Below are 12,737 nucleotides of genomic sequence, written 5' to 3'. Positions count from 1 at the left end.
CCGAGGGCATTGATTTTCGATGCGGTGCTATTCTCGCCGCAACCGAAAGAGGCTAGGGTCACGGCATATCCACATATGCGTCCCGGCGCCCGAGGGGTGTCTCGGCGAACGGGACGCAGCCGCAAGAGGAAGCGGGCGGCCCTGCAGCCAAGGAGCACTGCATCGGGATCGCGCAAAGTTCAAGGGAGGACATGGAATGAAGATCATGCGCGGGATAGTGTTGTCGGGACTTGCCGTCGTCACGGCTTCGGCGATCGCGGCACCGGCCTATCCGCAGACCGCGGAGGAGTTCTACAAAGGCAAGACGCTGACCATTCTGGTCAGCGCGCAATCGGGGAGCCTGACGGACTTTATCGCTCGCCAGTTTGCGCAGGCCTATGTGAAACATATCCCGGGCCAGCCCGAGGCAGTCGTGATGAACGTCGTCGGGGCAGGGGGAATGGTGGCGGCGGCCTCGCTGCAATCCAAGCAGCCCAAAGACGGCACGGTCATCGGCTTCCTGCAGCGCAACAACCTCTATGTGCCACTGGTGGATCCGTCGCAGAATGCATTTGACCCGCGCGAGGTGGCCTGGATCGGCAGCGTAGACAAGACTTATTACAGTCTTGTCGCGATGACGCGCTCGGGCGTCACCACGGCCGACGATCTGTTCCAGAAGGAACTGGTGGTCGGAGCCACGGGATTTTCCAATGAGAACCGGACGCTGCCGGCCGTTTTGAACCAGTATCTGGGGACCAAGCTGACGGTCGTTCCCGGTTATACCGACCGGGGCGAGGTCTATCTTGCGATGGAGCGCGGCGAGGTCGATGGCTGGGCTTCGACGCTTGACGGATTGACCTATGGAGAGCCCAAGCGAATGCTCGCAGAGGATTCGATGAAGGTGCTCTTGAACCTTGGCTGGGACAGCCCGGAGGAGTTCCAGGACATCCCGAACCTCAGCCAGTACGTGACGGATCCCGAGGCGAAGTCGATCCTTGATTTCTTCATCCTGCCCTTCCAGGCAGGCAGGCCGCTGGCCGCGCCGAAGGAGGTGCCGCAGGACCGGATCGACGCCCTGCGCAAGGCCTTCGACGAAACCGTGCAGGATCCCGAGTTCATAAAGGCGATGACCGATCAGAACTATGCGGTCGATCCCATTTCGGGTGACGAGGTGGCCGAGATCGTCGCAACGCTGTTCGCTACGCCCGAGACGGAACTCGAGGCCGTACGCAAGATCCTGAAACCCTGAATCTGACGAAAACTGGCGCGGGCATGGTTCTGAACGGCCTGGCATACCAAGACCGTCTGCGGGCGCCTGATGCGTCGCGCCATCCGTCCTGTTTCCAAGGTAAGACCGACATGACCTACGAAATCATCGACATTCATCCGCACATCATCTCGACCGATACCGGGAAATACCCCATCGCGCCGCAGGCCGGACATCGTTCGAAATGGTCGGCCTCGCGCCCGGCCGATTTTGACCAGTTGGTGGCGGCGATGGACGAGGCGGGGATCGCCAAGGCCGCGATCGTTCATTCCTCCACGACCTACGGGCATGACAATTCCTATGTCGCGGATTCGGTGGCCTCGCAGCCGGATCGCTTCACCGGTGTATTCTCCTTCGACCTGCTGGCCCGGGACGCGCTGGCGACTTTCGATTATTGGCTGGGCCGGGGGATGGGGGGTATCCGGCTTTTCACCGGGGGCGCGACCCATCAGACCGACGGCAGCTGGCTCGTCGACCCGGCGACCTTTCCGGTCTGGGAACGCTGCGCCGAGAACGATCTGACCATGGTGATTCAGACGACACCTGCGGGGTTGGGGATGGTCGCGGACCTCGCCCACCGCTTTCCATCGGTCCGCATCGCTCTTGATCATTGCGCCCGCCCGGTCCTTGCAGGCGGCCCGCCCTATGACGCCTGTGCAGAACTGTTCGAGCTTGCGCGTTTCGAGAATGTCTATCTGAAGATCACGCCGAAGACCTTCGATCTGGCGCAGGCTGCCCCCGGTGGGGCCGAGGCATTCTTCCCGCATCTGGTCGCGGTCTTCGGTGCGGACCACCTTGCCTTCGGCTCGAACTACCCGGCCTCTGCCGGTTCGCTGACTGAATTGATCGCTCAGGGAAATAAATGTTTCGAAAGCCTCGGCGATAAGGACCGGGCGTGGATCTGGGGGCGCACGGCAAAGGTTCTCTATCCTATGCTGGCCAACCAAGGCACAGCGCGGCCCTGCACTTCCGAAGACCGGAGGGCGGCGCAATGACAGGCGGCGATCAGGCCGTGAAGGCAGGGCTGTAGCATGGAATTTCTTCAAGACTCCGTGATTCTCTCCGCCGCGGGCGATGCGCTCGGCCTCATTCTGCAGCCAGAGCGCATCATGTTCCTGTGGCTTGGCGTGATCGTGGGACTGGCGATCGGGCTGCTGCCCGGCGTGGGCGGGCTGACGGGCTTTGCGATCCTGGTGCCCTTTACCTACACGATGGACCCTTATTCGGCGTTTGCCATGCTGCTTGGGATGGCGGCGGTCACGACAACCTCGGACACCATTCCCGCGGTGCTCTTTGGTGCCGCCGCGCAAGCGACAGTGCTTGACGGCCTGCCCATGACCAAGCGGGGCGAAGCCGGGCGCGCGCTCAGCGCAAGCTACCTCGCCAACATGATGGGCGGCTTGATAGGCGCGATTATCCTGGCGGTTTCGCTGCCCGTGGTGCGCCCCTTCGTGCTGGCCATAGCCACCCCCGAACTGTTGGCGATGACCATTCTGGGGATCGCGATGGTAGCGACGCTCTCTGGAAAATCGCCGCTGAAGGGCTTGGTCGTCGCCTGCTTCGGCATTCTGGTCGGGATGGTCGGCACCGATACGCAGACGGGTCAGATGCGCTGGACGGGCGGGCTGCTATATCTGCAAGACGGCCTGCCGATGCTGCCGATCCTGCTGGGCCTTTTTGCGCTGCCCGAGCTTTGCGATCTTGCCATCCAGCGGACCTCCATCGCCCAGGACATGAAGTTCAGCCCGCGTCAGGGCATGCTTCAGGGCATCAAGGATGTCGCGCGGAACTGGTTTCTCGTCCTGCGCTGCAGCAGCCTCGGCGCGGTCCTGGGCGCGATTCCCGGCATGACCGGCTCGGTCGTGGACTGGATCGCCTATGGCCATGCGCTCCAGACCGAAAAGGGCGCGAAAGAGAGCTTTACCAAGGGGGACGTGCGGGGCGTCATCGCGCCGGAATCGGCCAACAACGCCCGCGACGGCGGCAGTCTTGTGCCGATGCTGGCTTTTGGCGTGCCGGGCGGTGCAGCGCAGGCGATCCTGCTCGGGGCGCTGATGGTGCACGGTTTCACGCCAGGCCCTGACATGCTGACGAAGAATCTGGATCTGACCTATTCGATGGTGTGGTCCATTGCGCTTGCCAACATCTTCGGGGCCGGCACCTGCTTCCTGCTCAGCGGTCAGTTCGCCAGGATCTCGACCCTGCGCTACACATTGGTCCTGCCGATCATCATGTCCATCGTCTATGTCGGCGCCTTCCAGGGCTCGCGGAGCTGGGGTGACATGTATGTGCTGCTGATCTTCGGCCTGATCGGATGGAGCATGAAGCGGCTGAGATGGCCTCGTCCGCCCCTGATCCTGGGGCTCGTTCTGGGCGCGTTGATCGAGCGGTACATGTCGATCTCGTTCCTTCGCTACGGTATGGACTGGGCGCTGCGTCCGGGGGTCATGGTGCTTTTGGCTTGCGCGGCCCTCATCATGTTCAGCCCGGTACTGCGGCTGCTTCGCAAGGAGAACCGGGCGGGCGTCGTGCTTCGTCGCCGTCCCTATCTGGGGCTCGACGATCTGGCCTATGGGCTTTTCATCGCGATCGGCGTCTACGTGCTCGTCACCTCGCGGGACTGGCTCTTCAACGCGCGGATCGGGCCTGTGGTCGTTGCCTCGACGATGGTCATCGCTGGCGGGCTGAGCCTGATTCACAAGACCTTCTTCAAGGAGGTCCGGGCGGCCGCAACGAACGGCGTTCACATGGACATCGGCGGCGACCCCGAGGAGGAGCTGCCCAGGCGGCTGGTGCTCGTCAGGGCGGCGCGGTTCTACGGTTGGTTCGTGCTGTTTCTGTTGTCGATGGCGGTGATCGGTCTGCTTCCGACCGTGCCGCTGGTCATCATGGCCTTCATGCGGATCGAGGGGCGGGAACCCTGGCGTCTCAGCGCGATCCTCGCGGCATCGGTGACACTGCTTCTCTATATCGTGTTCCACCGGATCATTCACGTGCCCTGGCCCACCAGCCTTATGGGAGACTGGTTCCCGATCCTGCGGGAGGTGGTTCCCTCGATGTAGGCCCGCTCCAGAGAAAATCACGGGAAATGCCAATGGCGGGCTTACGGGTCCGCCATCATGTTTTGGTCCGGTTCAAACTTCTATCGCCCGGGCAACAAGCTCGATTGGCCGGGAACCCTGGAAAGACCGATCTTGCCGGCATCATGACCCATCAGGAGAGCGACATGACCCAAGACCGACTCGCGCGGATCAGCCCCGATCAGGCGAACGCTGCCCAGAAGCGTGTCATCGACAGGCTGGGTGCCGGCAGAGGCCGGATTCCTACGCCTTTCAATATCTGGCTTCACAGTCCACGGCTTGCCGAAGGCATGGAGATCATCGGCACCCATATCGACGCCGACTCCACCCTGACCGAGGCAGAAAGCGAGGTCGCGATCCTGTCCACGGCCGTCCACTGGAACGCACCCTATGTCATCGCGAACCACCAAAAGCACGCGCTGAAAGCTGGTCTCGGTGAGGAAGTGGTTGCCGCCATTCTCGACAGGCGGCGACCTGACGGACTGTCCGGACGGCTTGGCGTGGTCGCTGATGCCGTCTGGGACATCCTGAACGGGGGGATGGTTGGAGACGTTGCCTTCGTCCGCTACGATACGGAACTCGGGCGCGAGCTCATCGCCGAGCTTCTTGTCACGATCGGCTATTTCACCTCGGTTTCGCTGGCAATGAGCCTGCATGCCCTCGCGCCCAAGGCTTGAGGGTAAGACCGCACACGGTCAGTCGGTTTCCTCGACCGTGCTTGCGGCGCCTCGGATCAGGGGGGCAAGCAGAAGGAAGCAGAAGGTCAGCATTGCCGCCGCGATCAGCGTCGCGGCGGCAATGCCGATCCGGTCGGCGAAAAAGCCGATGACGAGCGCGCCGAGTGCCGGACTTCCCCTGGCGATCAGCCCGTGCAGGCTGAGGATGCGACCATGCAGATCGGGGGGCGTCGTGATCTGCACGAAGGTTTGGGTCGAGATCAGCCCCCGGGTTGTCGCGGCGCCCAGAAGGGCGGCGGCGGCCACGGCGAGTCCCGGGATGGTCGCCCAAGTCATGAGGATCGCTGCCCCAGCGCCCAATCCCCACAGGACCATAACGTCATAGAGAAGCCGCACCGCCGATCGCGGCCGGATCGTCAGGCCCGAGACGATGGCGCCGCAGGCCGCCGACCCGGTGAGCAGCGCAAGCCCCATCGCGTTTCCGGGATAGGTGCGGACCGCAATCGCCGGCATGAGTTCGAGCATGGATCGCACGATCATCCCGCCGAGCAGCATGACCAGCAGGATCAGCCACAGCGCCGGGGTGGCGACGACATGACGGAAGCCCTCGGCCATTTCGCGCAGGAACGGCTGCGGCGCCGAGAGCTTTTGCGGAAAGGCCAGCGACAGCCGGCCGAGGATGAGGACATAAAGCGCCGTCACGGCAGCGTTGACAGCGAAGACCCAGATGATGTCCAGCCGCACGATCATCATTCCGGCGAGGGCGGGCCCGATCAGGCGGGCCAGGTTCACGGTGACGGAATTCAGCGCGACCGCCGCACCAAGGTCCGCGCGCCCGACCATCTGCCTGACCATCGCCAGTCGCGCGGGCTGGATCGCTGCGGAGAGCGTGCCTTGCAGAGTCGTCAGGGCGATCACCTCGAGCAGTCCCAAACGGCCGATCGCAAGAAGCAGCGCCATCAGCAGCGCCAGCAGCGCCGAGACAGCCTGGGCCCGGATGTTCTGGCGCAGCCTGTCCCAGCGATCGGCCGCGACACCGGCGAATGGCCCGATCAGCATGACCGGAAGCAGGTCTCCCGCCGCAAGCACGCCCAGCCAGAAGGCCGACTGTGTCCATTCCCAGATCAGCCAGCCGCAGGCGATGCGCTGCATCCAGGTTCCGACCAGCGAAAGTCCGTTGCCAAGACAGAAGGAGCCGAACTGCGTGCCGGTCAGGACGCGCAACGAGGTGGGGATCTGGCCTGTCCTGTTCATCACCGTGTCGCAGAGCGGGAAAGTTATGGGGTTCTCTTAGGGAATTTTGCCCGTATTGGGGCTGGGCACCATCCACGAGCGCGAATTTCTTATGGGCTGGGCGCAGTTTCTATTGGTCCCCCTACGGTCCAGCCGCTAGCCTTGTCAGCAGAGAGGAGGACGCCCGCCGGATCGCGGATCCAGCACGGGCGCGCCGGAGCGTGTTTCCGCAGCGCGGAATAGCCGCATCGAAGACAAGGGAGGAAAACATGTTTCGCCTCGCGGACATTCCGAACCTGCGCCATCTGCGCATGGTCCAGGTCATCGGCAAGCTCGGCGGGGTAAGCTGCGCCTCGCGCGAATTGAGCACTTCGCAGCCAGCCGTGACCCAGGCCGTGGCCAATATCGAGGCCGAGATCGGGCTGCCCATCTTCGAACGTTGCGCTACCGGCACCTATCCCACCACGATCGGGAAGCAATTCCTGCTTCGTATCGACCGCTTCTTCGATACGCTCGATACGGCGCTGGCACAGGTTCTCGGCCGGCCCGATGGTGCGGCGGACCGCATCCCGCCCCGGATAGAGCGGCTTGCGACGGGAACCCAGCTCCGCGCGCTGATCGTGACCTGCGAGCAGGGCCGCGTCAGCGAGATCGCCGATTCACTGGGCCTGTCGCCGGCATCGCTCTTCCGCTCGGCGCGGAGCTTCGAGCGAGCGCTCGGCAAGCAGCTTTTCGACCGGACGGCGCAGGGTCCGATTCCGAACCGCACTGGAAACTACCTGGCCCGCGAATTCCGCCGCGCGGTGCGCGAATTGGAGCTGGCACGGGGCGAGGTGCTGTTGGCCGCCGGGACCGAGAGTCTCGAGCTGGTCATAGGCACGCTTCCCATGGCGGGATCGCACGATCTGGCCGAGGCGACGCGGCGGTTCATGTCCGCCTATCCCTCCACAAAGGTGCGGCTCGTCACCGGCGAATATCACAAGCTTCTCAATGATCTTTCAAACAGCCGGATCGACATGATCTTCGGCATGCTGCGCCGTCCCGAATGGGCCGACGATGTAAGCGAGGAAGTGCTTTTCACCGACAACTACTGTCTGGTTGCTCGTGTCGGGCACGCGTTGACGCGGCTTGAGAACGTCACCCCCTCGGATCTGGCTGGCTATGAATGGGTGGTCCCGCAGAAGGGCACGCCGCGGCGCAACCGGATCGAGCAGATCTTCGCAGATGAGCCGGTGCGGCCGAAATTTCATCTCGAAACTTCGTCCCTGACGATGATCCGCTCGCTGTTGCTGAATTCAGAGACGGTTACCCTGATGACCCGGTCAGAGTTGCAGAACGATGTCGAGTTGGGCGTTCTCAAGGTTCTGCCCTGCAGGTTTCTTGACAATGTGTTGCTGAAGGGCGTGACGACGCGCAGCGACTGGCTGCCGACCGCGGCGCATAACGCGTTTCTCGACTGCCTGCGCGAGGTGACAGGAAAGACCAACCACGCGGGAAAGCCGGATTCGGGATCTGACATCCGAATGGCCTCCTGAAGAGGCCTTATCGGAAGGCAAGGCCCGGAGCTTGTGCTCCGGGCCCCTTTTCACATCAGCGATTTCGCCTTTTCCAGCGTGGCATAGCTGCGCGACGGACTGGTGAACAGAATGTCGTAGCCCTCGGCAATCACTTCACCTGCATTGGCCAGGGTGACATGCGGATGGGCGACGCGCATTCCCGCGGCCTTGGCGGCGGCCAGGATGCTGCGCTTGGCCTCGGCGACGACCGGGTGCTCGTACTGGCGCGGATAGCCCAGTTGCTGGCTCAGGTCGCCCTCTCCGATCATGATCGCGCCGATACCGGGGACCGCAAGGATATCCTGCAGGTTCTCCATCGCCTCGACGCTTTCGATCATGACGATGACCATGATCTCGCCTTCGGGGACCAGGGGCCAGACATCTGCGCGCGCGTAATATTCCGGCACAGTCAGCCCCCAATAGCGCGAGGCCGTGTTCGGCGCATCGCCGCGCAGCCCTTTGGGCTCGTAGTTCGGTGCATCCTTGGGGCGGGCATATCGGCAGGCGGCGACCGCGTTGCGGGCCTGTTCGGCCGTCGCGATATGCGGGAACACGACGCCGTAAACGCCCTGGTCCAGGACCTGCTTGGCCATCCAGGTGTTCATCTCGGCCCCGTTCGCGGGAATGCGGACAAAGGGGGTCACGCTGGGACGCAGGCTGGCGCCCTCGATCATGCGCCGCCGGTTCAGCATGAACTGCAGCGCGTCCCGCAGTTCGGAGGGCGAATAGGGCGTGTGCTCCATCTCGAAAAGCACGCCGTCGAGTTGTGACATCCCAAGCTGGATCGCTTCCTCGCGCTCGGCGCGGGCAAAGGCCATGGTCGGCTTGCGGCCCTCTTCCAGTGCCGCGATGATGCCGTTCAGGCGTCCGGTCTTGTCCATATCTTTCTTATCTCTCTTTCGTGGGCTCAGAACGGCAGGAACATGTCTTCGGCCTTGTAGGGCCGGGGGATCAGGCCTTGCTGGTGGCCGTAGCGGATCAACGCCTCGATCGAGGCTCGGTTGGCCTCCAGCCCATAGGGCAGCGGGTCGTCACCGACGATCTGCATCAGCTTGCGGTCCTTCTCGGCCTGCTTGCCCGTGGCGGTGCCGGCGCGAAGCGCCTGCAGATAGGGGGCCTTGGCCTCGACAAAGGCATCATAGAGCGAACGGGCAAGCCCGGGATTTGCCTGCAGCACCTCTTCCTTGATCGCCAGCGTGCCGTGGATCGGATAGACGCCGTTTCGGGCATAGACCTCGCGGTCGAGTTCTGCGGCATTGGGGAAAAGCTGGCGCAGGTCGTCGGGCAGGGCAGGGCCGCTCTCGTTCCAGCCCGCGCCGGGCTTGCCGGCGCGCCCGATTCCGGCATCCCCGGTGCAGGCGGCATCCAGCTTGCCCTCGGCCATCATCGCGACCAGCGAGGAATCCTCGGCAACGTGCCGGACGTTTGCGGGCAGCTTCAGTGCCGCGACATGCTCCTCGTCGTCAACCCACCAGTTCACCTTGTCGATGTCGACGCCGTATTCGTTCTGCAGCAGGCCGCGTTTCCAGACGCCGGTGGTCACCGAATAGGCGCGGACGCCGAAATTCTTGCCCTCCAGATCCTTCGGCGCTTCGATGCCTGCGCCCGGCCGCACGACCAGGCCTTCGTGATGAAAGCGGCGAACGAAGAAAACTGGCAAGGCGATGATGGGCACGCCATAGGCGCGTGCGATGATATAGGTCGTGGGGGCGATTTCGCAGGCATCGAAGGCCAGGTCGCGCACCATCCGGCGGAAGGCGGCGATATGGGGCTTTACCTCCTCGAATTCGAGCTTGGCGCCGGATACGGCGACCGTGCCGGATTTCAGCGCCTCGGTATAGGGATAGGTGCGCAAGGCCACCTTGAGGGTGGGCGTGGACATGCGGATTCCTCTCTGATCGGAAACTGTCATCCCCGTTGCATACGGGGCCGTCCTTCTTCTAATCCCGCGCCACGCCAATTGTTTAATAGGAGATCGCACCTTTCCCATAGGATTGCCGCTGCGGTATAGGCCCGTCCGGTTTCATATATGCGCGGCACGAATTCCAATTGGCACCCTGAAGCCCGCCTAGGCTAGGCAGTTGGCAGGGAACGATGACGTTCCACGAACTTCCCTTTCAGAGGTGCTGCCGACATGATTATCGACTGCCACGGTCATTTCACCACCGTCCCGGGTTATTTCCGCGACTATCGCAATGCCCAGATCGCCGATTTCAAGGCCGGCAAGACCTCGGATTTCTCGCCCGCCCCGCAAATCTCGGATGAGGAACTGTGCGAAGGGCTGGAGAAGAACCAGATCCGCCTGCAGAAGGAACGCGGGATCGACATGACGCTGTTTTCGCCCATCGCCGGGCTGATGGGACATCACCACGGCAATGAGGCGCTGAGCAGGCATTGGTCGCGCACCTGCAACGACCTGATCCATCGGGTCAGCACCCTTTACCCGGACCGGTTTGTTCCCATCTGCCAGCTGCCGCAGAGCCCGGGCGCAGACCCGCGCGGCTGCATCGAGGAACTGGAGCGTTGCGTCCTCGAGCTGGGCTTTGTCGGCTGCAACCTCAATCCCGATCCGACCGACGGCTACTGGACCGACCCGCCGGTGACGGACAAATGGTGGTATCCGCTTTACGAGAAGCTGGTCGAGCTGGACGTGCCGGCCATGATTCACGTCTCGGGCTCGTGCAACCCGAACTTCCACGGAACGGGGGCGCATTATCTGAACGGCGACACCTCGGTCTTCATGCAGCTTCTGCTGTCGGATCTGTTCAAGGATTTTCCGACCTTGCGGATGGTAATCCCGCATGGCGGCGGTGCGGTGCCTTACCATTGGGGCCGCTATCGCGGCCTTGCGAATGACCTTGGCCGGCCGCCGCTGGCCGAAGCGCTGATGAACAACGTCTTCTTCGACACCTGCGTCTATCACCAGCCAGGCATTGATCTGCTGACCGAGGTGATCCCGGTCCGGAACGTACTCTTCGGTTCGGAAATGGTGGGCGCGGTGCGCTCGATCGACCCCGAGACCGGCCATGCCTTCGACGACACCCGCCGCTATGTCGAGGTGCTGGAGCTTTCGCCCGAGGACCGGCACGCGATCTTCGAAGGCAATGTGCGCCGCGTCTATCCGCGCCTCGACGCGCGGCTGAAGGCGATGGGAAAAGCGGCATGAAGGGGCCGCGCACTGCCGCCCGCATCCTCGTCGACCAGCTGTTGCTGCAAGGTGTGGACCGCGTCTTCTGCGTGCCGGGCGAAAGCTTCCTCGCCGTTCTCGACGCGCTGCATGACTGCCCCCAGATCGAATTGGTGACCTGTCGGCACGAGGGCGGGGCCGCCATGATGGCCGAGGCCTATGGCAAGCTGACCGGCCGGCCGGGCGTCGTCTTCTGCTCGCGCGGCCCCGGGGCAACCAATGCCTCCTCGGGGCTTCATGTCGCCTTTCAGGACAGCACGCCGATGATCCTGTTCATCGGCCAGAACCCGCGTGACGTGATGACCCGCGAGGGGTTTCAGGAGATCGACTACCGCTGCACTTTCGGCACGCAGGCCAAGGCTGTGCTGCAGCTCGAGGACGCCGCACGGACCGCGGAATTCGTCACCCGCGCCTTTCAGCTGGCCATGTCCGGCCGTCCCGGTCCCGTGGTCATTCCCCTGCCGGAGGACGTGCTGACCGAAATCGCCGAATGCGCCGATGGCCGCCCTGCGGCGCGCTTTGCGAATGAGCCCTCGCCGGAGGCCGTGTCGGCGGTGCGGGCATTGCTGACCGAGGCGCGCCGTCCGGTCGTGATGCTGGGCGGCTCCGGCTGGACCGGCGAGGCGGTCGCCGCCTTCCGTCGCTTTGCCGAGGACAGCGGGCTGCCCGTCACCGCCTCGTTCCGGCGGCAGGACCTCCTCGACAATGACAGCAGCAGCTATATCGGGGAACTCGGCCTCGGCCCCAATCCCAGGCTTGTGCAGATGGTGGCGGAGGCGGATCTGATCCTCGTCATCGGGGCGCGGTTGGGCGAGATCGGAACCAATGGCTACACGATCATGGACATTCCCTGTCCCCGGCAGCGGTTGATCCATGTCTATCCCGGTCCTGATGAGATCGGCCATGTCTATCGACCCGAACTGGGCATCGTCAGCGATCCGGCAAGCTTTGCCCTGGCGCTCGCCGCGGGCGGTGCTGTCCGCGGTGATTGGGACGACTGGCGCAAGGCCGCACGCGCGGATTTCGAGGCATGGACCGCCCCTCGGACCAGCCCCGGCGCGATCCAGATGTGCGAGATCATGGCCTGGCTTGATGAGAGCCTGCCGGAGGACACGATCTACACCAACGGCGCAGGGAATTTTACCGTCTGGCTGCACCGCTTTCACCGCTATCGCCGCTTTGGCACGCAGGTCGCGCCGATCTGCGGCTCGATGGGCTACGGCATTCCGGCAGCCTTGGCCGCCAAGTTCGCCCGGCCAGAAGCCTCTGTTATTTGCATCGCAGGGGACGGCGATTTCCAGATGACCTGCACCGAGTTGGCGACGGCGGCGGCGCATGGGCTGAAAATCCGTATCCTGATCCTGAACAACGGGATGCTCGGCACGATCCGCATGCATCAGGAGCGGCATTATCCCGCCCGGGTCTCGGGAACCGATCTCGCGCGCGGAAATCCCGATTTCACCGCATTGGCGCGGTCCTATGACGCCCATGCCGAAAGGGTCGAGCGGACCACGGATTTCGCCGCAGCCTTCGCGCGCGCCGACACCCATGACGGGCCCGCGGTCATCGAAATCATGATCGATCCCGAGGCTCTGACGCCCGGCGCCTCGCTCAGCCAGATCAGGCAGGCGGCGCTGCAGACGCTGCCGGGCTAAATCCAGGGACCATATTGGAAGTCAACCTGCGACCATTGGAATTGAGCTTGCCCTTATTCTCGGAGATGCCGGGCAGGCCTAACCTGAAAGACATGAAGTCAAT

Annotated in this window: 10 protein-coding genes; 7 read left to right on the top strand and 3 right to left on the bottom strand. The window is 63.5% G+C overall.

What is annotated here, in order from left to right; translation table 11 throughout:
- Window positions 1–196: 196 nt before the first annotated feature.
- From KF941_RS07590 to KF941_RS07575, 4 genes are all read left to right on the top strand, one after another.
- A complete protein-coding gene (locus tag KF941_RS07590) occupies window positions 197–1,228 on the top strand; it encodes a tripartite tricarboxylate transporter substrate-binding protein (protein ID WP_011749529.1) in 1,032 nt (343 codons plus the stop codon).
- Between the two features lie 110 nt (window positions 1,229–1,338).
- Window positions 1,339–2,241: an amidohydrolase family protein gene (locus KF941_RS07585; protein ID WP_049792393.1), complete on the top strand. Its 903-nt coding sequence runs from the start codon at window positions 1,339–1,341 to the stop codon at window positions 2,239–2,241.
- A gap of 36 nt (window positions 2,242–2,277) precedes the next feature.
- The gene (locus KF941_RS07580) at window positions 2,278–4,308 is read left to right on the top strand and encodes a tripartite tricarboxylate transporter permease (RefSeq protein WP_011749531.1); all 2,031 of its coding nucleotides are present in this window, start codon (window positions 2,278–2,280) and stop codon (window positions 4,306–4,308) included.
- 164 nt (window positions 4,309–4,472) lie between these two features.
- Window positions 4,473–5,003: a hypothetical protein gene (locus KF941_RS07575; RefSeq protein WP_028717420.1), complete on the top strand. Its 531-nt coding sequence runs from the start codon at window positions 4,473–4,475 to the stop codon at window positions 5,001–5,003.
- 18 nt (window positions 5,004–5,021) lie between these two features.
- On the opposite strand, the gene KF941_RS07570 is transcribed toward KF941_RS07575, so the two are convergent.
- Window positions 5,022–6,227: an MFS transporter gene (locus KF941_RS07570; RefSeq protein ID WP_214273018.1), complete on the bottom strand. Its 1,206-nt coding sequence runs from the start codon at window positions 6,225–6,227 to the stop codon at window positions 5,022–5,024.
- A 278-nt stretch (window positions 6,228–6,505) separates the two neighbouring features.
- Between KF941_RS07570 and KF941_RS07565 the strand changes: the two genes are divergently transcribed.
- Window positions 6,506–7,771 carry a LysR family transcriptional regulator gene (locus tag KF941_RS07565; protein WP_011749534.1) on the top strand — a complete coding sequence of 422 codons (1,266 nt, stop codon included), beginning with the start codon at window positions 6,506–6,508 and terminating at the stop codon, window positions 7,769–7,771.
- A gap of 50 nt (window positions 7,772–7,821) precedes the next feature.
- Here the strand turns inward: KF941_RS07565 and KF941_RS07560 are convergent, their stop codons facing one another.
- Both KF941_RS07560 and KF941_RS07555 read right to left on the bottom strand, forming a co-directional pair.
- Window positions 7,822–8,673, bottom strand: coding sequence for an aldolase/citrate lyase family protein (locus KF941_RS07560; protein ID WP_011749535.1), 852 nt, complete (start codon window positions 8,671–8,673; stop codon window positions 7,822–7,824).
- Between the two features lie 26 nt (window positions 8,674–8,699).
- Window positions 8,700–9,674 carry a PhnD/SsuA/transferrin family substrate-binding protein gene (locus KF941_RS07555; protein ID WP_011749536.1) on the bottom strand — a complete coding sequence of 325 codons (975 nt, stop codon included), beginning with the start codon at window positions 9,672–9,674 and terminating at the stop codon, window positions 8,700–8,702.
- A 252-nt stretch (window positions 9,675–9,926) separates the two neighbouring features.
- On the opposite strand from KF941_RS07555, the gene KF941_RS07550 reads away from it, so the two are divergent.
- Window positions 9,927–10,958, top strand: coding sequence for an amidohydrolase family protein (locus KF941_RS07550; protein ID WP_214273017.1), 1,032 nt, complete (start codon window positions 9,927–9,929; stop codon window positions 10,956–10,958).
- A complete protein-coding gene (locus KF941_RS07545; RefSeq protein ID WP_214273016.1) occupies window positions 10,955–12,634 on the top strand; it encodes a thiamine pyrophosphate-binding protein in 1,680 nt (559 codons plus the stop codon). Before KF941_RS07550 ends, KF941_RS07545 begins: the two co-directional genes overlap by 4 nt.
- Window positions 12,635–12,737 lie beyond the last annotated feature (103 nt).

The sequence above is a fragment of the Paracoccus sp. pheM1 genome (assembly GCF_018499825.1).
GTDB lineage: Bacteria > Pseudomonadota > Alphaproteobacteria > Rhodobacterales > Rhodobacteraceae > Paracoccus > Paracoccus versutus.
The sequence above is the reverse complement of the archived record's forward strand: the minus strand, read 5'-3'. Positions and strand labels throughout refer to the sequence as shown.

Coding starts and splice junctions, on each gene's coding strand:
- KF941_RS07590 (WP_011749529.1), top strand. CDS start 197: ATGAAGATCATGCGCGGGATAGTGTTGTCGGGACTTGCCGTCGTCACG.
- KF941_RS07585 (WP_049792393.1), top strand. CDS start 1,339: ATGACCTACGAAATCATCGACATTCATCCGCACATCATCTCGACCGAT.
- KF941_RS07580 (WP_011749531.1), top strand. CDS start 2,278: ATGGAATTTCTTCAAGACTCCGTGATTCTCTCCGCCGCGGGCGATGCG.
- KF941_RS07575 (WP_028717420.1), top strand. CDS start 4,473: ATGACCCAAGACCGACTCGCGCGGATCAGCCCCGATCAGGCGAACGCT.
- KF941_RS07565 (WP_011749534.1), top strand. CDS start 6,506: ATGTTTCGCCTCGCGGACATTCCGAACCTGCGCCATCTGCGCATGGTC.
- KF941_RS07560 (WP_011749535.1), bottom strand. CDS start 8,673: ATGGACAAGACCGGACGCCTGAACGGCATCATCGCGGCACTGGAAGAG.
- KF941_RS07555 (WP_011749536.1), bottom strand. CDS start 9,674: ATGTCCACGCCCACCCTCAAGGTGGCCTTGCGCACCTATCCCTATACC.
- KF941_RS07550 (WP_214273017.1), top strand. CDS start 9,927: ATGATTATCGACTGCCACGGTCATTTCACCACCGTCCCGGGTTATTTC.
- KF941_RS07545 (WP_214273016.1), top strand. CDS start 10,955: ATGAAGGGGCCGCGCACTGCCGCCCGCATCCTCGTCGACCAGCTGTTG.